Raw genomic sequence first — 24,891 nt, 5'->3', positions numbered from 1 at the left:
TCCCCTGCGGTTATTTGGCCAGGCCGAACACTTTTGCCTGCTCACGGTATTGGGCAACCTGATTCTTCACGTAGGCGTCCAGCTCTTTGCCGGTCATGTTGAATTCGAACAGGCCGCGCAGATCGCGCTGTTGCTTGAATTCGTCGGTCGCCATCATTTTCTGGAAGGTGTCGATCCACCACTGATACTCTTCATCGCTGACTTTCGGCCCGACGTAGAAGCCGCGAATGATCGGCCACACCAGGCTGTATCCCTGCTCTTTGGCGGTGGGAATGTCGGCCAACTGGCCCGGCAGACGTTGCTCGGCATACACCGCCAGCACGCGGATCTTGTCGCCCTGCAGATAAGGCACCATCTCGCTCAGGTCACCGGAGACCGCCTGGATATGGTTGCCGAGCAGCGCGGTTACCGGCTCGCCGCCGCCTTCGAATGCCACATAGCGCATCTTGCGCGGATCCACGCCGACTTCGCGCGCCAGCAGCGCGGTTTTCATCCAGTCCTGGCTGCCGATGGAGGCGCCGGCGCCGAACACCACGCTGTTGGGATCTTTTTGGAAGGCGTCCATCAGGTCTTTCAGGGTTTTGTAAGGCGAGTCGGCGCGCACCGCGATCATGCCGTAGTCGGTACCGACCGCCGCCAGCCATTTCACGTCGTCCACGTTATAGCGGCCGAACTTGCCCTGGGCCAGATTGAGCAGCGAGCCGCCGGAGAAGGCCACCACGGTGCCGAACTCCGCCGGGCGCTGCGCGACGATGGCGTTATAGGCCACTGCGCCGACGCCGCCGGGCATATAGGTGACGCGCATCGGCTTATCGATGGCCTTGGTGTCCTGCAGCGACACCTGAATCAGCTTGCAGGTCAGATCGAAGCCGCCGCCGGGCTTGGCCGGCGCGATGCATTCGGTGCGTTTGGGCGCTTCCACGGCAAAGGCCTGATTGGCCGCCAGCAGCAGGGCGGCGGCGGTAAAGGTACGGGTCATTATTTTTTTCATTGTGACTTGCCCTCGGTATTGTTCTGGTTGTGAAATCCCGCCGGGTGCGGTTGCGGGATTGTTAAAACAACAACCTTTCATTTACCTTTCAGCGGCCGGAAAAGTTTCCAGTCTGTGATTGGGGTCGCTTGTCGCGAGCAAAGAGCGGGTGCGCTATCATAGAAAGGAAGAGAAGAACAGGGGGCAAAACCGGCCAAAATCCTGCGTAATATCAGGTTTGCGGTTCTGCTTTCGCGATAGAATCATGAGCAATGAAATGAATAGAGACGCAGTAATATGTTTTCGTTAGGGAAATTGTTTGGTGGCAGGGACAGCGCCAAAGTGTGCGCGATTAAACGGCTGCCGGAGGTCTATGCAGAGATGACCGGTGAAACCGGGCAGTGTCGTTTAAAGCGGCTGCGTGCCGATATTGGCGTATTTGAGCTGCATTTCGTCAATGCCGACGGTGAAAAGTATGCCTGCCAGATGACCGCCTGCGTGACCGGCATCGATCTGGTGTTTGCCGCCAACAATCGCTCCGTGCTGGTTTCTTCACCGTTTACCGCCGACAAGCTGCGCCCGGTGCTGGACATTGCCGTTGCCGACAGCCCCATTCCGCTGATCTGATACCGGTCTGCGATCGCGCTCCATATGCATAATTGTGTGCCAGCTCCCAAAACTGGCGGCGCGGCGCTCTTTTATCCCCTTATTTTCCATGCCATTCTCTGTTATCGACCTGTTAACAAGTACGCTATCGGCGTCAGGTTGTTCAGGTAAATCAATGGAATGGAAACATGCGACTGTTATTGGTTGAAGATCACCCCGAGCTGTCTCACTGGTTGCAAAAGGCGCTGACCGGCGCCGGCTTTGCCGTCGACGTCGCCCCGGACGGCGTGGCGGCCGATCATCTGTTGCTCAACGAACGCTATGCGCTGGCGGTGTTGGATGTGGCGCTGCCGCGTTTGAACGGCCTGGATTTGCTGGCGCGCCTGCGCAAGCGCGGGCAGGATCTGCCGGTGCTGCTGCTGACGGCGCGCACCGACGTGGCCGATCGGGTGAAGGGCCTGAATCTGGGGGCGGACGATTACCTCACCAAGCCGTTCGAACTGGACGAGCTGGAAGCGCGCATTCGGGCGCTGCTGCGCCGCAGCGTCGGCGCCGCGCAGCCGGCGTTACAGTACGGCGCGTTGACCTATCACGACGAAGGCTATTTCCTGCTGGAAGGCAAGCCGCTGGCGCTGACGCCGCGCGAACTGGCGGTGTTGACCGCGTTGATGCACCGCCGCGGCCGCCCGGTGGCCAAGCAGCAGCTGTTTGAGCAGGTGTTTACGCTGTCCGACGAGGCCAATCCGGAGAGCATCGAGCTTTACGTACACCGTTTGCGGAAAAAGCTGCAGGGCAGCGACGTGGCAATCATCACGCTGCGCGGTCTGGGTTACAGCCTGGAGCGGTGTAATGCGGTGGTTTAACGCGCCGCGTTCGTTATTCTATCAACTGCTGCTGTTTTTTGGCCTGCCGCTGGTGGCGTTGGGCGGCATCTCGATCTACACCCACTATTTCAGCGCCATGAGCGCCGCCACCCTGGCTTACGATCGCACGCTGCTGGCGTCGGCGCGCACCGTGGCGGAGCGGCTGGTGGTGCGCGACGGCAAGCTGGCGGTCGATGTGCCCTATGTGGTGCTCGACAGCTTCGAGCGCAACATGAACGATCAGCTCTATTACGAGGTGATCTCGCCGCAGGGGAAAAGCATTTCGGGCTATGACGATTTGCCGCCGTTGCCGCCCCATATCCCGCGTTCCACGCTCTACCCGGCGCTGGTGCATTTTTACGATGCGGAATACCTCGGCCGGGCGATCCGCGTGGCGGCGCTGTTTCAACCGATCAACGAGTCGGGCGTGAGCGGCATGGCGACCATTCTGGTGGCGGAAACCCTGGAGTCGCGCCGTTACCTGGCGCGACAGATGATGATCGCGGCGCTGTTGAGCCAGGGCACGGTGGTGGTGTTGACCCTGATTCTGGCGTTCGCGCTGCTCAAGCGGGTGTTGAAGCCGATGCGCAAGCTCTCCGGCATCATGCTGCGGCGCGATCCGGGCGAGCTGACGCCCCTGCCGAGGGTATTGCCGTGGTCGGAGATGCAGCCGCTGCTGGTGGCGTTCAATCGCTATATCGAACGGCTGCGGCTGATGGTGGCGCGCCAGGAGCGTTTCAGCGCCGATGCTTCGCACCAACTGCGCACGCCGCTGGCGGTGTTGAAGACTCAGGTTGGGGTAGCGCTGGCCAGCGACCGGCCGCAGCAGTGGCGCGAAAGCCTGCAGGCGATGAGCGCGACGCTGGATAATACCGTGGCGCTGACCGACCGCCTGCTGCATCTCTCACGCCTGAAGGCCAGCGAGCACCGGGCCGAGCGCCAGCTGCAGCCGGTCAATCTGGCGCAGGTGCTGCGCGACGCCTGTTTTTCCCGCTTGCCGCAGGCGCGCAGTAAACAGATCGATCTCGGATTTGAAGGCGAGGCGGCGTGCCAGGTGGCGGGGGAACCGCTGCTGTTGGCCGAACTGTGCGCCAACCTGCTGGACAACGCGCTGAAATACACGCCGCGTCAGGGCGTGGTGACCGCGCGCCTCACTCAGGATCAGGCGGCAGGGGAAGGCGTGCTGGAGATTGAAGACAGCGGCCCCGGCATCGCCTTGCAGGACAAGGCGCTGGCGCTGCAGCCGTTTCATCGGCTGGACAACGTGGGCGATCAGCCGGGCGCCGGCCTGGGGCTGGCGCTGGTGAAGGACATCACCGCGTATCACGGCACCCGCCCGGAGCTGCTGAGCTCCGCCGCGCTGGGCGGCCTGTTGGTGCGGGTGCGTTTCAGGCTGCTGCCTTAGGCCTGTTCTTTGCAGGATTCGACGTCGGCCGCCGGGGCCTTGGCTTTACGCGTCAGCGGCGTGCGCAGCCGCTGCGACAGAATAACGCCCAGCAGGGTGATGCCGCCGCCGATCAGGTGGTAACCGTGCAACTGCTCATGCAGGAACAGCACGGCGATAGCGGCGGTAAACACCGGCGCCAGGTTCATAAAGATCGAGGCGGTGTTGGCGCCCAGGCGCATCACGCCCTGGATCCACAGGAACGGGGCGATGATCGAAGCCGGAATGCCGGCGAACAGCACCAGCGGCAGGTTATGGCCGTTCAAGCCGACATCCTGCGCCATCAGGAAATTAGGCAGCAGCAACAGAACGCCGAACAAGATCTGCACGTACAGCGATTGCCAGTTCGGCAGCGCGATGGCCCAGCGTTTGGTCAATACGCCATACAGCGCGTAAGAGGCGGTGGCGAGCAGCATCATCAATTCCCCCTTGCCGATACCGTGCTGCAGCAGCACGCCGGGCTGACCGCCGCTGACCAGCCAGATCAGGCCGCAGAAGGAGAGTATGCTGCCGAGCAGCACGCCGACGGTTGGTGCAATGCGCAGCAGTACGATGCTGATCAGGATGGTCAGCAGCGGGATCAGCGATACGATGATGCCCATAAACAGCGCGCTGACGCTGTGTGCGGCGTAATACGCCAGGCTTTGGTACAGCACCATGCCCAGCAAACCGAGGATCATCAATTTCCACCAGTTGGCGCGCACCTGCGCCCAGTTGCGCAGCACGCCCGGCAGCACGAACGGCGTCAGGGCAATCAACGCCAGCAGCCAGCGGTAGAGCGAGATGGCCGCCGGATCGATGGCGGTGGCGGAGAGTTTGCTGACGACGGCGTTAATCGACCAAATCAGCACGGCCAACAGCGGGAAAAGCATATTCATGATAATTATTCTCAATAACGTCCAACATGCTGGCTAGTCTACGCGTGTCCGGTTTATCATATATAGCGATATCCAGACAAAAATCGGCGTAAACAAGACAAATCACGGGACGAAACCATGCCAGAAATCCGCCATTTCCCCGAGTCGCTGATCCCGGCGCCGAAGCCGGTGCAGTTCCGCTGCGAGGAGTTCAACGCGCGCACCGAATTCCAGCCGCACAGCCACACCTGGGGCCAGTTGATGTGGGTCAAAGCCGGGGTGATGGTGCTGCGCATCGGCGGGCAGCGCTTTCTGGCGCCGCCGGAGTTCGTGCTGTGGGCGCCGGCCGGCATCGAACACTCCTGCTATAACCAGCGGCTGGCGCAGTGCCGCATGGTGGACATTACGCCGGCGCTGTGTGCCGGCATGCCGGCCGACCCTTGCCTGGTGAGCGTGACGCCGATATTCCGCGCCATCGCCGAGGATTTCTATGCGCGCAAGCAGTACATTCCGCAAACGGAAGAGGATTTGCGCCTGTGCCAGGTGCTGATCGACCAGCTGCGCCTGTCGCCGCGCCAGCAAACCTATCTGCCGTCGTCGGACGACAAATTTTTGGCGCCGGTGCTGGAAGCGCTGGAGCACTGCCCGGCGGACAACACCTCGCTGGCGGCGTGGGCGGCTCGGGTCTACACCACCGAGCGCACGCTGTCGCGCCGCTGCCAGCAGGATCTGGGCATGTCGTTCAGCGAATGGCGCCAGCGCCTGCGTTTCCTGCATGCCGTGTCGCTGCTCGAGCAGGGCAAGACCGTGCAGGACGTGGCGCTGGACGTCGGCTACAGCTCCGCGTCGGCGTTTATCGTCATGTTCCAGCAGATCGCCGGCACCACCCCTGAGCGCTTTCGCCGTGCCTGATTCAGTGGCACACTATTTCGCAGACAAATAGCCGTAAACCGTCGGAGAACGCAGTGAAAATTCTGGTTGATGAAAATATGCCGTACGCGGCCGAGCTGTTCAGCCGCCTGGGCGACGTGCAGGCAGTGCCGGGCCGCCCGATCCCGCGTGAGGCGCTGGCGGATGCCGATGCGCTGATGGTGCGTTCGGTCACCAAGGTCAATGAAGCGTTGCTGGCCGGCAGCCGCATCGGCTTTGTCGGTACCGCCACCGCCGGCACCGATCACGTCGATGACGCCTGGCTGCAACGGCAGGGCATCGGCTTTTCCGCCGCACCGGGCTGCAACGCCATTGCGGTGGTCGAGTATGTGTTCTCTGCCTTGATGCTGCTGGCCGAACGCGATGGCTTTCATCTGCGGGATAAAACCGTCGGCATCATCGGCGTGGGCAACGTCGGTTCCCGCCTGGACGCGCGCCTCAAAGCGCTGGGCGTGCGCACGCTGCTGTGCGATCCGCCGCGTGCCGATCGCGGCGACGCCGGGGAGTTTTGGCCGCTGGAGAAGCTGGTGGCCGAGGCCGACGTGCTGACCTTCCATACGCCGCTGAATAAATCCGGCCCATACCATTCGCTGCATCTGGCGGACGCCGATCTGTTGGCGGCGCTGCCGGACAACCGCATTCTGATCAACGCCTGCCGCGGGCCGGTGGTGGATAACGCCGCGTTGTTGCAGGCGCTGGAAAAGGGCAAAAAGCTGAGCACGGTGCTGGACGTGTGGGAACCGGAGCCGGATCTCTCCTTGCCGCTGCTGGCGCGGGTGAATATCGGCACTGCGCACATCGCCGGGTATACGCTGGAAGGCAAGGCGCGCGGCACCACTCAGGTGTTCGAAGCGTTCAGCCGCCATCTGGGGCAGCCGCAGCAGGTGGCGCTGGCCTCGCTGCTGCCGGTGCCGGAGTTCAGCCAGATCCGCCTCAACGGGCCGCTGGATGAAGCGCGGTTAAAACGATTGATGCACTTGGTGTATGATGTGCGCCGCGATGATGCGCCGCTGCGCAAAGTCGCCGGGCAACCGGGCGAATTCGATCGCCTGCGCAAGCACTATCAGGAACGCCGCGAGTGGTCGTCGCTGGCCGTGCAATGCGATGACAGCGCCAGCGCCGAGCTGCTCGGCAAGCTGGGCTTCAGCGTGGCATAGCGCGTAAGGTTGTCTTAAGCCAACGCCGCTACAGTGAGCGGCAAAGATTATCGGGCGGTGATTGCACTGCCCGTCTGCTTTTATGAATGAAATACTCTGGAGAAAACCCGATGTCTGACGGCTGGAATATCGCGCTGCTCGGCGCCACTGGCGCGGTAGGTGAAGCGTTGCTGGAATTGTTGCAGGAACGCCAGTTCCCGGTGGGTGAGCTCTATCCTCTGGCAAGCGAACGCAGCGCGGGCGCCAATGTGCGCTTCAACGGCAAGTCTCTTCTGGTGCAAAACGCCGAAGAGTTCGACTGGTCACAGGCGCAGCTGGCCTTCTTCGTCGCCGGCAGCGAAGCGTCCGCGCGCTATGCCGAAGAAGCTGGCAACATGGGCTGCCTGGTGATCGACACCAGCAGCCTGTTCGCCATGGAGCCGGATGTGCCGCTGGTGGTGCCGGGCGTTAACCCGCAGGTGCTGGCGGATTACCGCAACCGCAATATCGTGGCGGTGGCCGACAGCATGGTCAGCCAGCTGCTGACGGCGATCAAGCCGCTGACCGAACAGGCGGGGCTGTCGCGTCTGCACGTCACCACGCTGATGTCGGTATCGTCGCGCGGCAAGGTGGCGGTGGACGACTTGGCCGGCCAGAGCGCGCGCCTGCTGAACGGCATCCCGGCCGAGGAAGGTGTTTTCGGCAAGCAGCTGGCGTTCAACCTGTTGCCGCTGATTGCCGACGAGCAGGGTAGCGTGCGCGAAGAACGCCTGATCGTCGATCAGGTGCGCAAGGTGCTGCAGGATGAAGGGCTGCCTATTTCGGTGAGCTGCGTTCAGTCGCCGGTGTTTTACGGCCACGCGCAGGTGGTTCACCTGGAAGCGCTGCGCCCGCTGTCCGCCGAAGAGGCGCGCAGCGAGCTCGAAGAGGTCGAGGACATTCAGCTGAGCGAAGAGGACGATTACCCGACTCAGGTCACCGACGCCTCCGGCAGCGATGCGCTCAGCATCGGGTGTCTGCGTAACGATTACGGCATCCCCGAGCTGTTGCAGTTCTGGACGGTGGCGGACAATGTGCGCTTCGGCGGCGCATTGATGGCTATCGAAACCGCCGAGCGTTTGGTGCAGGAGCAGATGTACTGATGTCTGAGGTGGTCTCGCCCGTTCAGCCAACGCTGAAAATTGCGCTGGGCATCGAATATGACGGCAGCCGGTACTACGGCTGGCAGCGGCAGCAAGAAGTGGCCAGCGTGCAGCAACGCCTGGAGCAGGCGTTGAGCAAGGTGGCGGATGCGCCGATTAGCGTGCTGTGCGCCGGGCGTACCGACGCCGGGGTGCACGCCACCGGGCAGGTGGTGCATTTCGAAACCACCGCGCGCCGCAAGGACGCCGCCTGGACGATGGGGGTAAATACCCATCTGCCGCCGGATATCGCGGTGCGTTGGGTGAGCCCCGTCGCCGACGATTTTCACGCGCGCTTCAGCGCCACCGCGCGCCGCTACCGCTATATTATTTTCAACCATCGCTACCGGCCGGCGGTGCTGCAACAGGGGGTGACGCACTTTTATCACCCGCTGGACGCCGAACGCATGCATCGGGCGGCGCAGGCGCTGCTGGGCGAGAACGACTTCACTTCGTTCCGCGCGGTGCAATGTCAGTCGCGCACCCCGTGGCGCTGCGTAAAACACGTTAAGGTTACGCGCTACGGCGAATATATTGTGGTAGATATCAAGGCGAATGCCTTCGTGCATCACATGGTTCGCAACATCGTCGGCAGCCTGATGGAGATCGGCTGCGGCAATCAGGATGAGAACTGGATGGCCGAGTTGCTGGCGCTGAAAGATCGCAATCTGGCGGCGGCGACGGCGCGAGCCGAGGGGCTGTATCTGGTTGCCGTGGATTACCCTGACCACTTTGGTCTACCGCGGCCGCCGATGGGGCCGCTGTTTTTGCCCGACGATTAAACGCCGGCACGCCTGAAAGCGTCGCTCCCTTGTGCTTCTGCCGGGTGACTGAAACACCCGGCATCAATGAGAGAATTTATGGACATCATCAAGTTTATTATTGATTTCATTCTGCATATTGATGTGCACCTGGCCGAACTGGTCGCACAATACGGCATGTGGGTCTACGCTATTCTGTTCCTGATCCTGTTTTGCGAAACCGGTCTGGTGGTGACGCCGTTCCTGCCGGGGGATTCTTTGCTGTTTGTCGCTGGTGCGCTGGCGGCGTTGCCGACCAACGATCTTAACGTGCACACCATGGTGGCGTTGATGGTGGTGGCGGCGATCCTCGGCGATGCGGTGAACTACACTATCGGGCGGTTGTTCGGCGAGAAGCTGTTCAGCAACCCGAATTCGAAAATTTTCCGCCGCAGCTATCTGGACAAGACGCACCAGTTCTATGAGAAACACGGTGGGAAAACGATTATTCTGGCGCGATTCGTGCCGATCGTGCGTACTTTTGCGCCGTTCGTCGCCGGTATGGGGCATATGTCCTATCGCCACTTCGCCGCCTACAACGTGATTGGCGCACTGGTTTGGGTGCTGCTCTTCACTTATGCTGGCTACCTGTTCGGCGATCTGCCGGTGGTGCAGGAGAACCTGAAACTGCTGATCGTCGGGATCATCATCGTTTCGATTCTGCCGGGCGTGATTGAAATTTGGCGCCACAAGCGCGCGGCCGCCCGCCAGCAAAAACAGTAAAAACATTGTTTAACCTGTCGGTTCGACCAGTTTTTTGTCCACAGCGTCGGGCCGATATGGTTTAATGAGCGACATTATGGTCTGTTCCTGCGAACAACCCTGAAGCCGATGCCTCAGTCGCCGCGCTTGCCGCGCCGCGAACGGGCATTTTTTCATTGGGGTGTTTTCGGGGGGATTGTTAAAGCATGAACAGCGGACTGGCGTGTGCCAGGTTCAAACAGAAAGGTCATCGATGAGCTGGATTGAACGAATTCTTAACAAGAGCAATATCACACAAACCCGTAAGGCGAGCATTCCTGAAGGGGTCTGGACCAAATGCGACAGCTGCGGCCAGGTTCTCTACCGCGCCGAGCTGGAGCGTAATCTGGAAGTGTGTCCGAAGTGCGACCACCACATGCGTATGGGCGCGCGCGCGCGTCTGCATACCCTGCTGGACGAAGGCAGCGAAGTGGAGCTGGGCAGCGATCTGGAGCCGAAAGACGTTCTGAAATTCAAGGATTCCAAGCGCTATAAAGATCGCCTGGTCGCCGCACAGAAAGCGACCGGCGAGAAAGACGCGCTGGTGGTGATGAAGGGCACGCTGTACGGCATGCCGATCGTCGCGGCCTCCTTCGAATTCGCCTTCATCGGCGGCTCGATGTCTTCCGTGGTCGGCGCGCGCTTCGTGCGTGCGGTTGAGCAGGCGCTGGAGGACAACTGTCCGCTGGTGTGCTTCTCCGCCAGCGGCGGCGCGCGCATGCAGGAAGCGCTGATGTCGCTGATGCAGATGGCGAAAACCAGCGCGGCGTTGGCCAAAATGCAGGAGCGCGGCTTGCCGTATATCTCCGTGCTGACCGACCCGACCATGGGCGGCGTTTCTGCCAGCCTGGCAATGCTGGGCGACATCAACATCGCCGAGCCGAAAGCGCTGATCGGCTTTGCCGGCCCGCGCGTCATCGAGCAGACCGTGCGCGAGAAATTGCCGCCGGGCTTCCAGCGCAGCGAGTTCCTGATCGAAAAAGGCGCGATCGACATGATCGTTCGCCGTCCGGAAATGCGCCAGACGTTGGCGAGCATTCTGTCCAAGCTGACCAACCAGCCGCAGCCGCATTTCGATGAGGCCGCGCCGGTCATTGAGCCGGAGCCGCAGGCCGACGCCTGAGGCAAAGACAGATCCCGCCCGGGTTCAGCCGCCACTTTGTGGCTAAGTGACGGCTGATGCCCGTTCCCTGCCGGCCGCAGCCCATCTCGCTGCGGTTTGCAGGCTGGCGGCAGTCACGAAGCGCATCGCCTTTACCGCGGTGAGGGTGGTGCCCTGATGGATTAATGAACCCAAGTTCAGTGATGGGACTCATGCAAAACCACCAAATTCCCCAAGCCACGTCGCCATTGAGCTCGTGGCTTTATTATCTGGAACGTCTGCACAGCCAGGCGATCGAACTCGGCCTTGAGCGCGTACAGCGCGTCGCGGCGCATCTGGATTTACTGACCCCCGCTCCCACGGTGTTCACCGTTGCCGGCACCAACGGCAAAGGCACCACCTGTCGTACCCTCGAAGCCATTCTGCTGGCCGCCGGCCTGCGCGTCGGCGTCTACAGTTCGCCGCATCTGGTGCGCTATACCGAACGCGTGCGCATTCAGGGGGAAGAGCTGAGCGAAGCGGAGCACAGCCGCTCGTTCGCCGCCATTGAAGCCGGCCGCGGCGAAACGTCGCTGACCTATTTCGAATTCGGCACCCTGTCGGCGCTGCAGCTGTTCAAACAGGCGCGGCTCGACGTGGTGATCCTGGAAGTGGGGCTGGGCGGGCGTCTCGACGCCACCAACATCGTCGATCCGAGCGTGGCGGTGATCACCAGCATCGCGCTCGATCACACCGACTGGCTGGGCAACGATCGCGAAAGCATCGGCCGCGAGAAGGCCGGCATTTTCCGCAGCGGCAAGCCGGCGGTGGTGGGCGAACCCGACATGCCGGACAGCATTCGTCAGGTTGCCGAAACGCTGGGCGCGCCGCTGTATCGCCGCGGCGAAGCCTGGAGCTTCAGCGAGCAGGGCGATCGCTGGCAGTGGCAGGGCGGCGACACGCTGCTGACCGATCTGCCGACGCCGAACGTACCGCTGGCCAACGCCGCTACCGCGCTGGCGGCGCTGAACTGCTCCCCGCTGGAAATCGACGAACGCGCGATCTTCACCGGGCTGCAACAGGCGACGCTGCCGGGGCGTTTCCAGATCGTGCGGCGGGAGCCGACGCTGATCCTCGACGTGGCGCACAACCCGCACGCCGCCGGCTATCTGGCCGGGCGCCTGGCCAAACTGCCGCGCGACGGCGGCAAGGTGCGCGCGGTGGTGGGCATGCTGTCGGACAAAGACATCGCCGGCACGCTCGCCTGCCTCAGCGAGCAGGTGGATGAATGGTACTGCGCACCGCTCGACGGGCCGCGCGGCGCCAGCGTCGAACAGCTGGCGCAACATCTGACGGAACCGCGCCGCTTTAATGATGTCGAAACTGCCTGGCGGCAGGCTATGCAGGATGCTGATAAACAGGATATTGTGATCGTCTGTGGATCGTTCCACACCGTGGCGCAGGTGATGGCGGCGTTAGACGAGATGCGGGGAGTGTGAGTGGCGAGTAAATTTCAGAACCGACTGGTCGGAACCGTGATTCTGGTGGCGCTGGGGGTAATCATCCTGCCAGGGCTGCTGGACGGCAAAAAGAAGCATTACGAGGATGAATTCGCGGCCATTCCGTTGGTGCCGAAGGCGGGCGATGTCGAAGAGAACGACGTGCTGCCGCCGGTGACGCAGCCACTGCCGGCACAGCCGCCGGAAGGGGCGGGCGCGCTGGTCGAGCAGCAGGCGGCCAACGAAGCGGCGGCGCAACAGGCGGCGCGGCAGACTGCTCAGCAGCCGACGCAGGTGGCACCATCGCCGGTCGAAACGCGTCCTCAACCGGTGCCGCAGCCCAAGCCGAAACCGGTAGAAACCAAACCGGTAGAAGTGAAGCCGAAACCGGCACCACAACCGAAGCCGGTGGAAGTGAAGCCGGCGCCGAAGCCGGAACCGAAACCTGAACCGACGCCGAAGCCTGAACCGGCACCGCAGCCGAAACCGGCGGAAGAAAAAGCGCCGGCTGGACAAGCCTATGTCGTGCAGCTCGGGGCGTTGAAAAACGCCGCCAAGGCGAACGAGATTGTCGCCTCGCTGCGCCTCTCGGGCTATCGCGCCTTTACCGTGCCGTCAACGCCGGTGCAGGGGCAGATCACCCGCATCTACGTTGGCCCGGACGCTTCCAAGCAGAAGCTGCAGGCGGCGCTGCCGTCGCTGAACTCGATCAGCGGGCTGAGCGGGCAGGTGAAGCCGTACGGCCGTTAAACCCCGCGGGGGCGCAGCAGGATGCGCCCCTGAATTAAGGAGTGGTGGAGCGAAAGCGAGAAAAACCGCGCCTTTTACAGGCGAAATCACCTATGTAGGCGCGGCGATTGGGAATTTTTTAATCGCCGCTTTTTATTTGTAACGTGGTAGGAAATCCCCTACGCAAACGTTTTCTTTTTCTGTTAGAATTCGCCGCGAATTGGATGCAGGGGCGATTCATCATTGGAATAGTTCATGGTCTGGATTGATTACGTCATTATAGCGGTGATTGGATTTTCGGCTCTGGTGAGCCTGATCCGAGGGTTTGTTCGCGAAGCATTGTCACTTGTGACATGGGGATGTGCGTTTTTTGTTGCCAGCCATTTCTACTCTTACCTTGCGGTCTATTTCACTCGTTTTGAAGATGAACTGGTGCGAAACGGCATCGCGATCGCGATTTTGTTCATCGCGACCTTGATCGTAGGGGCTATTGTTAACTATGTGATTAGCTCACTGGTAGAGAAAACCGGGTTGTCGGGCACCGACCGCGTGTTGGGCATCTGCTTCGGCGCGCTGCGCGGAGTGTTGATCGTCGCGGCGATCCTGTTCTTCCTGGACACCTTTACCGGCTTCTCACAAAGCGCCGACTGGAAACAGTCGCAGCTCATTCCCCAGTTCAGTTACGTCATCAGGTGGTTCTTTGACTACCTGCAGAGCACGTCGAGTTTCTTGCCGACCCAATTGCCGGGGCGGTAGCGCTGATGAGGAAAAGACAACATGTGCGGTATTGTCGGTATCGCCGGTTTCATGCCGGTAAACCAGTCGATTTATGATGCGCTGACGGTGCTTCAGCACCGTGGCCAGGATGCCGCAGGCATCGTCACCATTGACGCCCACAACGGGTTCCGTTTGCGTAAAGCCAACGGCCTGGTGAAAGATGTGTTTGAGGCGCGCCATATGCAACGCTTGCAGGGCAACATGGGCATTGGCCATGTGCGTTACCCGACGGCCGGCAGCTCGAGCGCCTCTGAGGCCCAGCCTTTCTACGTCAACTCGCCGTTCGGCATTACGCTGGCCCACAACGGTAACCTGACCAACGCCCATGAGCTGCGCCAAAATCTGTTCGAAAGCGGCCGCCGCCATGTCAACACCACCTCCGACTCGGAAATCCTGCTGAACGTGCTGGCCAGCGAGCTGGACCGCTTCCCGCACTACCCGCTGGAGGCCGACAACATCTTTACCGCGGTCGCCGCCATGCATCAGCAACTGCGCGGCGCTTACGCCTGCGTGGCGATGATCATCGGCCACGGCCTGCTGGCGTTCCGCGACCCGAACGGCATTCGCCCGCTGGTGATCGGCAAGCGCACGCTGGAGGATGGCCGTAGCGAGTACATGGTGGCCTCCGAGAGCGTGGCGCTGGATACCCTGGGCTTTGAGTTCCTGCGCGACGTGGCGCCGGGCGAAGCGGTGTACATCACCACCAAGGGCCAGCTGTTCACCCGCCAGTGCGCGGAGAACCCGAAAACCAACCCGTGCCTGTTCGAATACGTTTATTTCGCGCGCCCGGACTCCTTTATGGACAAGATCTCGGTCTACAGCGCCCGCGTGCGCATGGGCCAGAAGCTGGGTGAGAAGATCGCCCGCGAGTGGGAAGATCTGGACATCGACGTGGTGATCCCGATTCCGGAAACCTCCTGCGACATCGCGCTGGAGATCGCGCGCATTCTCGAGAAGCCATACCGCCAGGGCTTCGTGAAGAACCGCTACGTCGGCCGCACCTTCATCATGCCGGGCCAGCAGGCGCGTCGCCAGTCGGTGCGCCGCAAGCTGAACGCCAACCGCGCCGAGTTCCGCGACAAGAACGTGTTGCTGGTGGATGATTCCATCGTGCGCGGCACCACGTCGGAACAGATCGTCGAGATGGCGCGCGAAGCGGGCGCCAAGCGCGTGTACCTGGCTTCCGCCGCGCCGGAAGTGCGCTTCCCGAACGTCTACGGCATCGACATGCCGAGCGCCAACGAACTGATCGCCCACGGGCGTGAAGTGGATGAAATCCGCCAGATCATCGGCGCCGACGGGCTGATTTTCCAGGACCTGGACGATCTGATCGAAGCGGTGCGCGAAGAGAACCCGGACATCACCCAGTTCGAATGTTCGGTGTTCAACGGCATCTACGTGACCAAAGACGTCGACCAAAGCTATCTGGAATACCTGGAGTCGCTGCGCAGCGACGACGCCAAGGCGCTGCGGGTGCAAACCGAAGCGGAAAATCTGGAACTGCACAACGAAGGCTAGCCGCCTGCGTTGATCCCTCAGGGTGCATCGCCGCGTCTGCGGCGGTGCACCTTGCTCCTCTGACTTGCTTATCCCTCGCCATTGCGGCAAAGTCTGCCTGATCTTACTTTTTACGGCAGAGGCCATTTTCCATGAAACGACTCATCATCGGCATTTCCGGCGCCAGCGGCGCTGTCTACGGCGTGCGCCTGTTGCAGGTTTTGCGCGACGTCGCAGAGGTGGAAACCCATTTGGTGATGAGCAACGCGGCAAGACAGACGCTGGCGCTGGAAACGCCGTACAGCCTGCGTGAAGTGCAGGCGCTGGCCGATGTGGTGCACGACGCACGCGACATCGCCGCCGGCATCTCCTCCGGCTCCTTCAAGACCCTGGGCATGGCGATCCTGCCCTGCTCGATCAAAACCCTGTCCGGCATCGTCAACAGCTACAGCGACGGGCTGCTGACTCGCGCCGCCGACGTGGTGCTCAAAGAGCGCCGCCGTTTGGTGCTGTGCGTGCGGGAAACGCCGCTGCATTTGGGGCACCTGCGGTTGATGACCCAGGCGGCGGAGATGGGGGCGGTCATCATGCCGCCGGTGCCGGCGTTTTACCACCAGCCGAAAAGCGTGGAAGACATCATCGATCAGACCGTCAATCGGGTGATTGACCAGTTTGATATCGAACTGCCGACCGATCTGTTCACCCGCTGGCAGGGTGCTAATTAACAGTTTTATCCCTAAATTGGTACATTTGTGCAACACCGCACTGAATTGGGGCGGAGTATGCACCATAATGATCCCACTTCATCACGCTCACTGTTTCATGGCGCCGCCTTGTCGCGGCTGCCAGTGGCGCGGCCCCGACCGGCCGATTTAATTTTGCGGTTATCGTCCCAGGAAACAGTATTGTGAAGGCCGGAGCCGTTCCCTCCGCCCGTAGCACCGAATGTGGCACGATTACTGCAAATTGATTTGGTGGGGAAAGTAATGCCCGTAGTGGCATCAAAAAAATCAATTTGAGGGTAATTTATGAAAAAGCGGGTTTTGATTTTGCCGTTAGTTCTGGCTTTGAGCGCCGCCAGCAGCGCCTTTGCCGCCATTCCTTCCACGCTGAAGATTGGCACCGATCCGACATACGCGCCGTTTGAATCCAAAAACGCCAAAGGCGAGCTGGTCGGCTTTGACATCGATTTGGCCAAAGAGCTGTGCAAACGCATCAATACCCAATGCACCTTCGTGGAGAGCGACTTCGACGCGCTGATCCCATCCCTCAAGGCGAAGAAGATTGACGCCATTATCTCTTCGCTGTCCATCACTGAAAAACGCCAGCAGGAAATCGCCTTTACCGACAAGCTGTATGCCGCCAACGCGCGTCTGATCGCGCCGAAGGGCTCCAAGCTGCTGCCAACCGCCGAAGCGCTGAAAGGCAAGAGCGTGGGCGTGCTGCAGGGCACCACCCAGGAAGCCTACGCCAACGCCATGTGGCAGCCGAAAGGGGTGACCGTCGTGCCTTACCAGAACCAGGATCTGGCTTATGCCGACCTGGCCTCCGGCCGTATCGATGCCGCCTTCCAGGATGAAGTGGCGGGCAGCGACGGCTTCCTGAAACAGCCGCCGGGCAAAGACTATGCGTTCGCCGGCGAATCGGTGAAGGATGACAAGTTCTTCGGCGTCGGCACAGGCATGGGGCTGCGCAAGACCGATACCGAGCTGAAAGCGGCGCTGGACAAAGCCTTCGCCGAGATGCGTAAAGACGGCACCTACGACAAATACGCGAAAAAGTACTTCGACTTTGACGTCTACGGCGGGTAATCCGCTTCCCGTTCCATGCTGTGACTGCGGGGCCGGTGCGCCGGCCCCGATGGTTCGGATCCTAGACCACAGGGTGAAGTAGATGCTGCAAGGCTATTCCCAACTGATTTTCGAGGGGGCTCTGGTGACGTTGGAGCTGGCCCTCAGTTCCGTGGTGCTGGCGGTGGTGATCGGTCTGATCGGCGCCGGTGGCAAACTGTCTCATAACCCCTTTATCTCCGGCCTGTTCGGCGCCTATACCACGCTGATCCGCGGCGTGCCCGATCTGGTGCTGATGCTGCTGATCTTTTACGGTTTGCAGATCGCGCTGAACAACATCACCACGCTGCTGGGCTTCGCGCAGATCGATATCGATCCGCTCGGCGCCGGCATCATTACCCTCGGCTTTATCTACGGCGCTTATTTTACCGAGACCTTCCGCGGCGCCTATCTGGCGGTGCCGAAAGGGCAGATCGAAGCGGCGACGGCCTACGGCTTCAGCGGCGCGCAGATCTTCCGGCGCATTCTGTTCCCGGCGATGATGCGTTTCGCCTTGCCGGGCATCGGCAACAACTGGCAGGTGATCCTGAAGGCGACGGCGCTGGTGTCGATCCTCGGCCTGAACGACGTGGTGAAAGCCACGCAGCTGGCGGGGAAAGGCACCTATCAGCCGTTCTTCTTCGCCATCGTGGCCGGCGTGGTTTACCTGATCTTCACTACCGTTTCCAACGGCGTGCTGCTGTGGCTTGAACGGCGTTACTCACTGGGCGTCAAGAGGGCCGAGCTATGATCGACATCCTGCAACAGTATTGGCAGTCGCTGCTGTGGAGCGACGGCTACCGCTTCACCGGCGTGGCGGTAACGCTGTGGCTGCTGATCGCCTCGGTGGTGATGGGCGGGCTGCTGGCGATCCCGATGGCGGTGGCGCGCGTCTCTTCCATCCGCTGGGTGCGTTTCCCGGTGTGGCTCTACACCTATGTGTTTCGCGGTACGCCGCTGTACGTGCAGCTGCTGGTGTTCTACTCCGGCATGTACAGCCTTGAGATCGTGCGCGGCAGCGAGTTTCTCAATGCGTTTTTCCGCAGCGGGCTCAACTGCACCATCCTGGCGCTGACGCTCAACACCTGCGCCTATACCACCGAGATCTTCGCCGGGGCCATCCGCTCGGTGCCGCACGGTGAAATCGAGGCCGCCAACGCCTACGGTTTCTCGCGCTTCAAGATGTATCGCTGCATCATTTTGCCTTCGGCGCTGCGTACCGCGCTGCCGGCTTACAGCAACGAAGTGATCCTGATGCTGCACTCCACCGCGCTGGCGTTTACCGCCACCGTGCCGGATCTGCTGAAGATCGCGCGCGACATCAACGCCGCGACCTATCAGCCGTTCTACGCCTTCGGCATCGCGGCGGTGCTGTACCTGATCATCTCCTACGTGTTAATCAGCCTGTTCCGCAAGGCTGAAAAACGCTGGATGGCACACGTTAGTCACTGATAAATGACGGGAAGAAAAACCATGTCTGAGAATAAATTAGCCGTCACCGAACTGCACAAACGCTATGGCGATCACGAAGTGCTGAAGGGCGTCTCGCTGGCGGCCAACGCCGGGGATGTGATCAGCATCATCGGCTCCTCCGGCTCCGGCAAAAGTACCTTTCTGCGCTGCATCAACTTCCTCGAGAAGCCGAGCGAAGGCTCGATCAGCCTGAACAACGAAGACATTCGCATGGTGCGCGACAAAGACGGCCAGCTGAAGGTGTTCGACAAGAAGCAGCTGCAGCTGCTGCGCACCCGCCTGACCATGGTGTTCCAGCATTTCAATCTGTGGAGCCACATGACGGTGCTCGAGAACGTGATGGAGGCGCCGGTGCAGGTGCTGGGGCTGAGCAAGGCCGAAGCGCACGAGCGCGCGGTGCGCTATCTGGATAAGGTGGGCATCGATGAGCGGGCGCGCGGCAAATACCCGGTGCACCTGTCGGGCGGCCAGCAGCAGCGCGTTTCTATCGCCCGCGCGTTGGCGATGGAGCCGGAAGTGCTGCTGTTTGACGAGCCGACGTCGGCGCTGGATCCCGAGCTGGTGGGCGAGGTGCTGCGTATCATGCAGAAGCTGGCGGAGGAGGGGAAAACCATGGTGGTGGTGACGCACGAAATGGAGTTTGCGCGCCACGTTTCCAACCACGTGATCTTCCTGCACAAAGGGTTGATTGAAGAGCAGGGGCCGCCGGCCGAGCTGTTCGGCAACCCCAAAAGCCCGCGCCTGCAGCAGTTCCTGTCCGGCGCGTTGAAGTAACGTCAGATCAGCGGGCTTCGGCCCGCTGATTAATCACGTCATCCAGAGCCTGTTCCAGCTCCAGATAGCGGAAGTGGAAGCCGGCCTCCTCCAGCCGCTTCGGCACCGCCCGCTGGCCGCCGAGCACCAGCACCGCCGCTTCCCCCATCAACAAACGCATGACGAACGCCGGCACCCGCAGAAACGCCGGGCGATCGAGCACGTTGGCCAATTGGGCGGCGAACTGTTCGTTATGCACCGGGTAGGGAGCGACCATGTTGAACGGGCCGGTCAGCGTGGCGTGATCCAGCAGATAAATAATGCCGTTGACCATGTCTTCGAGATGGATCCACGGCAGGTATTGGCGGCCGTCGCCGATCGGGCCGCCCAGCCCGAAGCGGAACGGCGGCAGCATTTTAGCCAGCGCGCCGCCCTGTGGCGCCAGCACCACGCCGGTGCGCAGCAGGCAGACCCGGGTGGCGTCGCTCTGCGCCTGCAGCGCCAGCGCTTCCCAGCGTTGGCACAGCTGGTGGGTGAATTCGTCGTGCGGCGGCTCCTCTTCGGTGACCACCGCCTGCCCCTGGTCGCCGTAGTAGCCGACGGCGGAACCGGAAATCAGCACGCCGGGCGGCGTGCTGCCTGCCTTGAAAAGCTGCGCCAACCGCTCGGTCAGATCCCAGCGGCTATGGCACAGCCGCTGTTTCTGCTGTGCGCTCCAGCGCTTGTCGGCGATAGGTTCGCCGGCCAAATTGATCACCGCATCGAAGTCATCCAGCGACTGCCGGTCGTCCAGCGTTTGCCAATAGCTCGGCTGGTCGCCCAGCCTGGCCCGGGCTCGCCGTTCGTCTCGCGTCAGCACCGTAATTTGGTGAGAAAGCGCCAGCAGCCTGGCCGTCAGGCTGCTGCCTATCAATCCCGTTGCGCCGGTGATCAGGATCCGCATGGTCGACCTCCCTGAGTTAGTCCCGGCGGTAGCTCATGGTCATGGAGACCGAATCGGCGTAGCGCAGGGCCAGAAGTTTATCTATCTCCACTTCAGCATAGGTCACCCAGGCATGTTCTTTTACGATATCGAGCACATCCTGCGTTAATTTTTCCAGCAGCGCGAAACGGTTATCTTCCACATGGCGGATGATCGCTTTGGTGATGGTGCGGTAGTTGAGCGCGTCGGCGATGTCTTCGCTGTTGCGCGCCTTGTCCGCCGGGTAGTGGATCACCACGTTAATCAGGACGTCCTGTCGGTTGTTGATTTCTTCTTCCTTGATACCGATGAACGTGCGCAACCGCAGATTTTTAATGCGAATAACGGCGTCGGGTTGACTGAAAGACATCAGAGATTCTCCATAGGTCTGATTATTGGCGTTCAGAATACACGGAAAGTAGGGAAATGATAACGCAGGGGCGATGTGACTCCCCGGCGGCGGGGAGTCGGGGAGCGGGGGTTAGCCCTGTTCAGCCAGCTTATAGGCGCGCTCGGTCGCCGGGCGGTTGCTGATGCGCTCGAACCAGTTGCGCACCGCCGGGTAATCCGCCAGATCGATGCGCTGGCGCGGATGCGACACCACCCACGGGTAGGTGGCGATATCGGCGATGCTGTAGTTGTCGCCGCCCAGGTACGGGTGTTTTTGCAGTTCGGCTTCCAGCACGCCGTACAGCCGCTTGGTCTCCAGCTGGTAGCGCTCAATGGCGTAAGGCACCGGCTGCGGCGCGTAGTGGTTGAAGTGGTGATTCTGCCCGAGCATCGGCCCGAACCCGGCCACCTGCCAGAACAGCCACTGCAGGGTGGCGGCGCGTTCGCGCAGGCCCTTGCTCAACAGCTTGCCGGTTTTCTCCGCCAGATACAGCAGGATTTCCCCGGACTCGAACAGGCTGATTGGCGCGCCGCCGTCCACCGGTTGCTGATCGACGATCGCCGGGATTTTGTTGTTGGGAGAAATGCTCAGAAAGTCCGGTTTGTACTGCTCGCCGGCGCTGATGTTTACGCGATGGATACGGTAGGGTAAGCCGACCTCTTCCAAAAACAAGGTGATCTTGTGACCATTGGGAGTAGGCGCGTAATACAGGTCAATCATGTTGCCTCCTGCGGTAAGGTGATCTGTAATTCATTACACGTTGCTGCGGTCTTCGCCGCGCACAAAGGTATATCAGAGATCCAACAATAGCAGCTAAGGATAGCAGGCTATGTGGGATTCGTCCGATGCTATCTGCGCGGTTGGATCACAATTCTCCACCGGGGCGGACGGCGGTTTGCCGCACGGCGCCGGCGCGGTAAAATGGCGCTTATTTCCCTCTATAGGACAAGGTTATGAAGCTGATGTTCGCCTCGGATATTCACGGATCGCTGCCGGCCACCGAACGCGTGCTGAAATTGTTCGAACAAAACGGCGCCGACTGGTTGATTCTTCTGGGTGATTTGCTGAATCACGGCCCGCGCAACGCGCTGCCGGCCGGGTATCAGCCCGCTCAGGTTGCCGAACGATTGAATCGCTATAGCGACAAGATCATCGCCGTTCGCGGCAATTGCGACAGCGAGGTCGATCAGATGCTGCTGACGTTTCCCATCGAGGCGCCCTGGCAACAGGTTTTACTGCAAAAAAGACGATTGTTTTTGACCCACGGTCACCTTTATCATCCCTCGGCACTGCCGCCGTTATCCCGCGGTGACGTCTTGGCCTACGGCCATACGCATCTGCCGCAGGCGGAGCGGCAGGGTGAGATCTATTGCTTCAATCCGGGCTCGGTCAGCATTCCCAAAGGGGGCTTTCCGGCCAGCTACGGCATGTTGGATCGGGGCACTTTGCGCGTGCTGACGCTCGACGACGGCAAGGTCGTCGCGGAAGTGGCGTTAACACGCTAAACGCACTAATTTATACACACACAATAAAAATCTTTGAAAAACACTCATTGATTAACCAGCGCGCGGGATGCATCGCGCCAAAATAGAAGGTTTTAGAGGATGGCGGAACAGGGTCAGGCTGCAGATACCGAATGGGTTGATATCGTCGACGAGCAAAACGAGGTGATCGCGCAATCCAGTCGTCAACAGATGCGGGCGGAGCGGCTGCGCCATCGTGCTACCTATATTGTGGTGCATGATGGGATGGGAAAAATTCTGGTGCAGCGTCGCACCGAGATCAAGGACTTCTACCCGGGCTGGTTGGACGCAACGGCGGGTGGCGTAGTGCAAAGCGGTGAAAACGTGCTGGATTCGGCGCGCCGCGAGGCGGAAGAAGAGCTGGGCATTGCCGGTGTGCCTTTCGCCGAACACGGTCTGTTCTACTTCGAAGAAGAGCAGTGCCGGGTGTGGGGCGCGCTGTTCAGCTGCGTATCGCACGGCCCGTTCGCGCTGCAGGAAGAAGAAGTGGCCGAGGTGTGCTGGCTGACGCCGGAAGAGATCACCGCGCGCTGCGACGAGTTTACCCCGGATTCGCTGAAGGCGCTGTCGCTGTGGCTGACGCGCAACAACGAGCAGGATTACGGTAAGCCGCTCGACAACCATTGAGACGCCAACGCGTGAGAAAGCCGGTCATCGACCGGCTTTTTTTATGGCGCGGATTCAGCAGCTGTCGCGGCGGCACAGCGTGGCGGGCAGGGAGCCTGCCGGCAGCCAGGGCTGCTCGTTCAGGCGCGCCAGCAGCGCCTGGCCGGCCTGAATGCCGATGTCGCGATGCGGAATGGTCATGGTGGTCAGCGGCGGCTGGCAGACCCGGCTGAACTCGCTGTTGCCGAACCCCACCACCGCCAGATTGTCCGGCACCTTGATGCGCCGCCGTTGGCATTCATACAGCGCGCCGCCGGCCAGTTCGTCCGAGGCGCACACCAGCGCGTCCAGCTCCGGCCAGGCCAGCAGGAATTCCGGCAGCTGCTGCGCGCCGGTGCTGAAGCTGGCGGGCTGCGCGGCGTTGATCACCCGATGCGGCGACATATGGTTGCGCAGCAGCGCCTTGTGCCAGCCCTGCAGGTGCTGCTGGAAGATCCACTGTTCCTGGTTGGCGCACAGCAGCCCGATGTTCTGATAGCCGCTGGCGATCACCGTTTGCGTCAGCTGATACATGGCCGCCACGTAGTCGATGCCGATGCTCATGTCGATAGGATCGGCGCGCACGGCGCCGATCTCCACCACCGGAATGTTGGCGGCGATCAGCGCGTTGCGGGCGTTTTGCGAATGCTCGACGCTGAGCAGCACCGCCGCCGCCAGGTTGTAAGAGAGCAGGGTCTCCAGCAATTTCTCTTCGCGCTCCAGATGGTGCTGCGACTCCGCCAGCATGATGTGATAACCGGCCGGCTGCAGCACTTTCTGCAGGCCGGCGAACATCTCGGCGCAGCCGGATTCGGACAGGCTGGGCACCACCATGGCGATGGTGTAGGACGAGGCCGACGCCAGCGAACTGGCGGCCAGGTTGGGCAGATACCCCAGTTCGCTCACCGCGGCTTCAATCTTCTCGCGCAGTTTGTCTGAAACCTGCTCCGGCGTGCGCAGCGCGCGCGACACCGTCATGGTGCCGACGCCCGCCAGCTGCGCTACGTCAGCCAACGTCACCCTGCCCGTGCTGCGTCGTTTTTTACCGATCGACATGCCTAATCCCGACTGAAATGCGCGCGCGGCGCATAAAAATGGTGAGGGTGGGAAGCCGACGGCGCGGCTTCGACGATCCCCGTATGCGGCACATTCTACCCCGTTACCCGAAAGAGCGAGAAAAAATTGTGGTTAACGCCATGCCGCAGCGCGGCGTTTTGATAGCGCTATCACAGATCTGCATGATAGCGCTTTGGTAGCGCTATCTTTGTGATATCCATCACTGTGTGGCCGGGTGGGGTTGATTAAAGTTTTACCGTCGTCGGTGAATTAATCACCGGCCGAAACCATCAACCTTTAGGAGGGTAACGTGCTGAAAGAGTGGCTGACCGCCGATCATATACAGCTGTGCGAACGGGTGGAGGACTGGCGCCAGGCGGTAACGCTGAGTGCGCAGCCGCTGCTGCAAGACGGCGTGATCACGCCGAATTACCTGACGGCCATCTTTCATCAGCAGGAGAAGCTCGGGCCTTACTTTGTCCTGGCGCCGGGCATCGCCATGCCGCACGCCCGGCCCGAAGAGGGCGCCAACGCGTTGGGATTATCGCTGTTGAAGATCCATCAGGGGGTGAACTTTCATTCCGCGGATAACGATCCGGTTCAGGTGGTGGTGATGCTTTCGGCGCCCGACGGCGACAGCCACATCGAATTGATTTCGCAACTGGCGGAATTATTTTCAGACAATCAGGCCATGGAGGCGTTATTTCACGCCAAAGATAAACGGCAAATCGAGGATATTATCGCCCGCTATTAACGCTTAATCACCAGGAACACTATTAATGCTAACAACGCCGGGAATATGACCGGCGGCGCTACCCTACACGCTAAATTCAACAGGTGGATATTATGAAAATCATGGCGATTTGCGGTTCCGGTCTCGGCAGCAGTTTTATGGTGGAAATGAACATTAAAAAGGTGCTGAAAAAGATGGGCGTGGAGGCCGAGGTCGAACACTCCGATCTGTCGTCCGCCACCCCCGGCGCCGCCGACGTGTTCGTGATGGCGAAAGACATCGCCGACAGCGCCAGCGTACCGGCCGAGCAGCTGGTGGTGATCAGCAACATCATCGACATTAATGAGCTGGAAGCCAAGCTGCGCGCTTACTTCGAAGCCCACTCAATCATCTGAATAAAACGATTGGCGAGGTGG

Annotated in this window: 28 protein-coding genes; 22 read left to right on the top strand and 6 right to left on the bottom strand. The window is 60.9% G+C overall.

Features of this window, described 5'->3' with window-relative positions:
• Nucleotides 1-10: 10 nt before the first annotated feature.
• A complete protein-coding gene (locus tag ACJ8QI_RS13555) occupies nt 11-991 on the bottom strand; it encodes a Bug family tripartite tricarboxylate transporter substrate binding protein (protein ID WP_033635359.1) in 981 nt (326 codons plus the stop codon).
• A 276-nt stretch (nt 992-1,267) separates the two neighbouring features.
• Between ACJ8QI_RS13555 and ACJ8QI_RS13550 the strand changes: the two genes are divergently transcribed.
• The 3 genes from ACJ8QI_RS13550 to ACJ8QI_RS13540 all read left to right on the top strand — a co-directional run bounded on the left by ACJ8QI_RS13550 (nt 1,268) and on the right by ACJ8QI_RS13540 (nt 3,844).
• On the top strand, nt 1,268-1,597 hold the full coding sequence (locus ACJ8QI_RS13550; protein ID WP_049200156.1) for a hypothetical protein: 330 nt from the start codon (nt 1,268-1,270) through the stop codon (nt 1,595-1,597).
• A gap of 167 nt (nt 1,598-1,764) precedes the next feature.
• Entirely contained in the window at nt 1,765-2,439 is a 675-nt protein-coding gene (gene tctD, locus ACJ8QI_RS13545; RefSeq protein ID WP_038876462.1) for a transcriptional regulator TctD, read from the top strand.
• Nucleotides 2,426-3,844, top strand: coding sequence for a sensor histidine kinase (locus tag ACJ8QI_RS13540; RefSeq protein WP_187322633.1), 1,419 nt, complete (start codon nt 2,426-2,428; stop codon nt 3,842-3,844). The genes tctD and ACJ8QI_RS13540 overlap by 14 nt, the downstream gene beginning before the upstream one ends.
• Here the strand turns inward: ACJ8QI_RS13540 and ACJ8QI_RS13535 are convergent.
• Complete coding sequence (locus ACJ8QI_RS13535; RefSeq protein WP_055311859.1) at nt 3,841-4,761, bottom strand: DMT family transporter; 921 nt, start codon at nt 4,759-4,761, stop codon at nt 3,841-3,843. The genes ACJ8QI_RS13540 and ACJ8QI_RS13535 overlap by 4 nt on opposite strands.
• Nucleotides 4,762-4,878: 117 nt before the next feature.
• On the opposite strand from ACJ8QI_RS13535, the gene ACJ8QI_RS13530 reads away from it, so the two are divergent.
• The 15 genes from ACJ8QI_RS13530 (at nt 4,879) to hisP (ending at nt 19,187) form a co-directional block, all read left to right on the top strand.
• Complete coding sequence (locus ACJ8QI_RS13530; RefSeq protein ID WP_038876456.1) at nt 4,879-5,652, top strand: AraC family transcriptional regulator; 774 nt, start codon at nt 4,879-4,881, stop codon at nt 5,650-5,652.
• Between the two features lie 53 nt (nt 5,653-5,705).
• On the top strand, nt 5,706-6,827 hold the full coding sequence (gene pdxB / locus ACJ8QI_RS13525) for a 4-phosphoerythronate dehydrogenase PdxB (protein ID WP_442532643.1): 1,122 nt from the start codon (nt 5,706-5,708) through the stop codon (nt 6,825-6,827).
• Nucleotides 6,828-6,937: 110 nt separating this feature from the next.
• Nucleotides 6,938-7,948 carry an aspartate-semialdehyde dehydrogenase gene (locus tag ACJ8QI_RS13520; RefSeq protein ID WP_442532642.1) on the top strand — a complete coding sequence of 337 codons (1,011 nt, stop codon included), beginning with the start codon at nt 6,938-6,940 and terminating at the stop codon, nt 7,946-7,948.
• Complete coding sequence (truA, locus tag ACJ8QI_RS13515; protein WP_094460894.1) at nt 7,948-8,769, top strand: tRNA pseudouridine(38-40) synthase TruA; 822 nt, start codon at nt 7,948-7,950, stop codon at nt 8,767-8,769. Before ACJ8QI_RS13520 ends, truA begins: the two co-directional genes overlap by 1 nt.
• Before the next feature lie 78 nt (nt 8,770-8,847).
• Entirely contained in the window at nt 8,848-9,510 is a 663-nt protein-coding gene (locus ACJ8QI_RS13510; protein WP_019453745.1) for a DedA family protein, read from the top strand.
• A gap of 232 nt (nt 9,511-9,742) precedes the next feature.
• Nucleotides 9,743-10,651: an acetyl-CoA carboxylase, carboxyltransferase subunit beta gene (gene accD, locus ACJ8QI_RS13505; RefSeq protein WP_025303691.1), complete on the top strand. Its 909-nt coding sequence runs from the start codon at nt 9,743-9,745 to the stop codon at nt 10,649-10,651.
• Nucleotides 10,652-10,842: 191 nt separating this feature from the next.
• Nucleotides 10,843-12,108 (top strand): bifunctional tetrahydrofolate synthase/dihydrofolate synthase, encoded by a 1,266-nt coding sequence (gene folC / locus ACJ8QI_RS13500; protein WP_047730185.1) that lies wholly within the window; start codon nt 10,843-10,845, stop codon nt 12,106-12,108.
• Nucleotides 12,109-12,858 (top strand): cell division protein DedD, encoded by a 750-nt coding sequence (gene dedD / locus ACJ8QI_RS13495; protein ID WP_442532641.1) that lies wholly within the window; start codon nt 12,109-12,111, stop codon nt 12,856-12,858.
• A gap of 234 nt (nt 12,859-13,092) precedes the next feature.
• Nucleotides 13,093-13,593, top strand: coding sequence for a colicin V production protein (gene cvpA / locus ACJ8QI_RS13490; protein WP_004936119.1), 501 nt, complete (start codon nt 13,093-13,095; stop codon nt 13,591-13,593).
• 21 nt (nt 13,594-13,614) lie between these two features.
• Entirely contained in the window at nt 13,615-15,132 is a 1,518-nt protein-coding gene (gene purF, locus ACJ8QI_RS13485) for an amidophosphoribosyltransferase (RefSeq protein ID WP_049200165.1), read from the top strand.
• Between the two features lie 131 nt (nt 15,133-15,263).
• Nucleotides 15,264-15,836, top strand: coding sequence for a UbiX family flavin prenyltransferase (locus ACJ8QI_RS13480; RefSeq protein WP_073532549.1), 573 nt, complete (start codon nt 15,264-15,266; stop codon nt 15,834-15,836).
• A gap of 303 nt (nt 15,837-16,139) precedes the next feature.
• A complete protein-coding gene (hisJ, locus tag ACJ8QI_RS13475; protein WP_019453740.1) occupies nt 16,140-16,922 on the top strand; it encodes a histidine ABC transporter substrate-binding protein HisJ in 783 nt (260 codons plus the stop codon).
• 82 nt (nt 16,923-17,004) lie between these two features.
• On the top strand, nt 17,005-17,691 hold the full coding sequence (locus ACJ8QI_RS13470; protein WP_049200166.1) for a histidine ABC transporter permease HisQ: 687 nt from the start codon (nt 17,005-17,007) through the stop codon (nt 17,689-17,691).
• On the top strand, nt 17,688-18,392 hold the full coding sequence (locus ACJ8QI_RS13465) for an ABC transporter permease (RefSeq protein WP_159318314.1): 705 nt from the start codon (nt 17,688-17,690) through the stop codon (nt 18,390-18,392). Before ACJ8QI_RS13470 ends, ACJ8QI_RS13465 begins: the two co-directional genes overlap by 4 nt.
• A 21-nt stretch (nt 18,393-18,413) precedes the next feature.
• Nucleotides 18,414-19,187 (top strand): histidine ABC transporter ATP-binding protein HisP, encoded by a 774-nt coding sequence (gene hisP, locus ACJ8QI_RS13460; RefSeq protein WP_038876434.1) that lies wholly within the window; start codon nt 18,414-18,416, stop codon nt 19,185-19,187.
• A 7-nt stretch (nt 19,188-19,194) separates the two neighbouring features.
• On the opposite strand, the gene ACJ8QI_RS13455 is transcribed toward hisP, so the two are convergent.
• The 3 genes from ACJ8QI_RS13455 to yfcG form a co-directional block, all read right to left on the bottom strand.
• Nucleotides 19,195-20,109: a TIGR01777 family oxidoreductase gene (locus ACJ8QI_RS13455; protein ID WP_442532640.1), complete on the bottom strand. Its 915-nt coding sequence runs from the start codon at nt 20,107-20,109 to the stop codon at nt 19,195-19,197.
• Nucleotides 20,110-20,125: 16 nt separating this feature from the next.
• The gene (gene folX / locus ACJ8QI_RS13450) at nt 20,126-20,497 is read right to left on the bottom strand and encodes a dihydroneopterin triphosphate 2'-epimerase (protein WP_025303682.1); all 372 of its coding nucleotides are present in this window, start codon (nt 20,495-20,497) and stop codon (nt 20,126-20,128) included.
• Between the two features lie 111 nt (nt 20,498-20,608).
• A complete protein-coding gene (yfcG, locus tag ACJ8QI_RS13445) occupies nt 20,609-21,238 on the bottom strand; it encodes a GSH-dependent disulfide bond oxidoreductase (RefSeq protein WP_055317045.1) in 630 nt (209 codons plus the stop codon).
• Between the two features lie 233 nt (nt 21,239-21,471).
• Between yfcG and yfcE the strand changes: the two genes are divergently transcribed.
• Nucleotides 21,472-22,023, top strand: coding sequence for a phosphodiesterase (yfcE, locus tag ACJ8QI_RS13440; protein ID WP_442532639.1), 552 nt, complete (start codon nt 21,472-21,474; stop codon nt 22,021-22,023).
• Between the two features lie 99 nt (nt 22,024-22,122).
• A complete protein-coding gene (gene yfcD / locus ACJ8QI_RS13435) occupies nt 22,123-22,668 on the top strand; it encodes an NUDIX hydrolase YfcD (protein ID WP_004936086.1) in 546 nt (181 codons plus the stop codon).
• A gap of 54 nt (nt 22,669-22,722) precedes the next feature.
• Here the strand turns inward: yfcD and ACJ8QI_RS13430 are convergent, their stop codons facing one another.
• Nucleotides 22,723-23,742: a LacI family DNA-binding transcriptional regulator gene (locus ACJ8QI_RS13430; protein ID WP_038876425.1), complete on the bottom strand. Its 1,020-nt coding sequence runs from the start codon at nt 23,740-23,742 to the stop codon at nt 22,723-22,725.
• Between the two features lie 310 nt (nt 23,743-24,052).
• On the opposite strand from ACJ8QI_RS13430, the gene ACJ8QI_RS13425 reads away from it, so the two are divergent.
• Nucleotides 24,053-24,496, top strand: coding sequence for a PTS sugar transporter subunit IIA (locus tag ACJ8QI_RS13425; protein WP_038876423.1), 444 nt, complete (start codon nt 24,053-24,055; stop codon nt 24,494-24,496).
• A gap of 92 nt (nt 24,497-24,588) precedes the next feature.
• The gene (locus ACJ8QI_RS13420; RefSeq protein ID WP_025303676.1) at nt 24,589-24,870 is read left to right on the top strand and encodes a PTS sugar transporter subunit IIB; all 282 of its coding nucleotides are present in this window, start codon (nt 24,589-24,591) and stop codon (nt 24,868-24,870) included.
• Nucleotides 24,871-24,891: the final 21 nt, after the last annotated feature.

Origin of the sequence: Serratia sp. CY84636 (genome assembly GCF_052166245.1) — a bacterium.
In the GTDB taxonomy this organism is placed as follows: Bacteria; Pseudomonadota; Gammaproteobacteria; order Enterobacterales; family Enterobacteriaceae; genus Serratia; species Serratia nevei.
The sequence above is the reverse complement of the archived record's forward strand: the minus strand, read 5'-3'. Positions and strand labels throughout refer to the sequence as shown.

Bases quoted from the DNA above. Each gene is read 5' to 3' on its own strand.
- ACJ8QI_RS13555 (WP_033635359.1), bottom strand. From the start codon at position 991: ATGAAAAAAATAATGACCCGTACCTTTACCGCCGCCGCCCTGCTGCTG.
- ACJ8QI_RS13550 (WP_049200156.1), top strand. From the start codon at position 1,268: ATGTTTTCGTTAGGGAAATTGTTTGGTGGCAGGGACAGCGCCAAAGTG.
- tctD (WP_038876462.1), top strand. From the start codon at position 1,765: ATGCGACTGTTATTGGTTGAAGATCACCCCGAGCTGTCTCACTGGTTG.
- ACJ8QI_RS13540 (WP_187322633.1), top strand. From the start codon at position 2,426: ATGCGGTGGTTTAACGCGCCGCGTTCGTTATTCTATCAACTGCTGCTG.
- ACJ8QI_RS13535 (WP_055311859.1), bottom strand. From the start codon at position 4,761: ATGAATATGCTTTTCCCGCTGTTGGCCGTGCTGATTTGGTCGATTAAC.
- ACJ8QI_RS13530 (WP_038876456.1), top strand. From the start codon at position 4,879: ATGCCAGAAATCCGCCATTTCCCCGAGTCGCTGATCCCGGCGCCGAAG.
- ACJ8QI_RS13520 (WP_442532642.1), top strand. From the start codon at position 6,938: ATGTCTGACGGCTGGAATATCGCGCTGCTCGGCGCCACTGGCGCGGTA.
- truA (WP_094460894.1), top strand. From the start codon at position 7,948: ATGTCTGAGGTGGTCTCGCCCGTTCAGCCAACGCTGAAAATTGCGCTG.
- ACJ8QI_RS13510 (WP_019453745.1), top strand. From the start codon at position 8,848: ATGGACATCATCAAGTTTATTATTGATTTCATTCTGCATATTGATGTG.
- accD (WP_025303691.1), top strand. From the start codon at position 9,743: ATGAGCTGGATTGAACGAATTCTTAACAAGAGCAATATCACACAAACC.
- folC (WP_047730185.1), top strand. From the start codon at position 10,843: ATGCAAAACCACCAAATTCCCCAAGCCACGTCGCCATTGAGCTCGTGG.
- cvpA (WP_004936119.1), top strand. From the start codon at position 13,093: ATGGTCTGGATTGATTACGTCATTATAGCGGTGATTGGATTTTCGGCT.
- purF (WP_049200165.1), top strand. From the start codon at position 13,615: ATGTGCGGTATTGTCGGTATCGCCGGTTTCATGCCGGTAAACCAGTCG.
- ACJ8QI_RS13480 (WP_073532549.1), top strand. From the start codon at position 15,264: ATGAAACGACTCATCATCGGCATTTCCGGCGCCAGCGGCGCTGTCTAC.
- hisJ (WP_019453740.1), top strand. From the start codon at position 16,140: ATGAAAAAGCGGGTTTTGATTTTGCCGTTAGTTCTGGCTTTGAGCGCC.
- ACJ8QI_RS13470 (WP_049200166.1), top strand. From the start codon at position 17,005: ATGCTGCAAGGCTATTCCCAACTGATTTTCGAGGGGGCTCTGGTGACG.
- ACJ8QI_RS13465 (WP_159318314.1), top strand. From the start codon at position 17,688: ATGATCGACATCCTGCAACAGTATTGGCAGTCGCTGCTGTGGAGCGAC.
- hisP (WP_038876434.1), top strand. From the start codon at position 18,414: ATGTCTGAGAATAAATTAGCCGTCACCGAACTGCACAAACGCTATGGC.
- ACJ8QI_RS13455 (WP_442532640.1), bottom strand. From the start codon at position 20,109: ATGCGGATCCTGATCACCGGCGCAACGGGATTGATAGGCAGCAGCCTG.
- folX (WP_025303682.1), bottom strand. From the start codon at position 20,497: ATGTCTTTCAGTCAACCCGACGCCGTTATTCGCATTAAAAATCTGCGG.
- yfcG (WP_055317045.1), bottom strand. From the start codon at position 21,238: ATGATTGACCTGTATTACGCGCCTACTCCCAATGGTCACAAGATCACC.
- yfcE (WP_442532639.1), top strand. From the start codon at position 21,472: ATGAAGCTGATGTTCGCCTCGGATATTCACGGATCGCTGCCGGCCACC.
- yfcD (WP_004936086.1), top strand. From the start codon at position 22,123: ATGGCGGAACAGGGTCAGGCTGCAGATACCGAATGGGTTGATATCGTC.
- ACJ8QI_RS13430 (WP_038876425.1), bottom strand. From the start codon at position 23,742: ATGTCGATCGGTAAAAAACGACGCAGCACGGGCAGGGTGACGTTGGCT.
- ACJ8QI_RS13420 (WP_025303676.1), top strand. From the start codon at position 24,589: ATGAAAATCATGGCGATTTGCGGTTCCGGTCTCGGCAGCAGTTTTATG.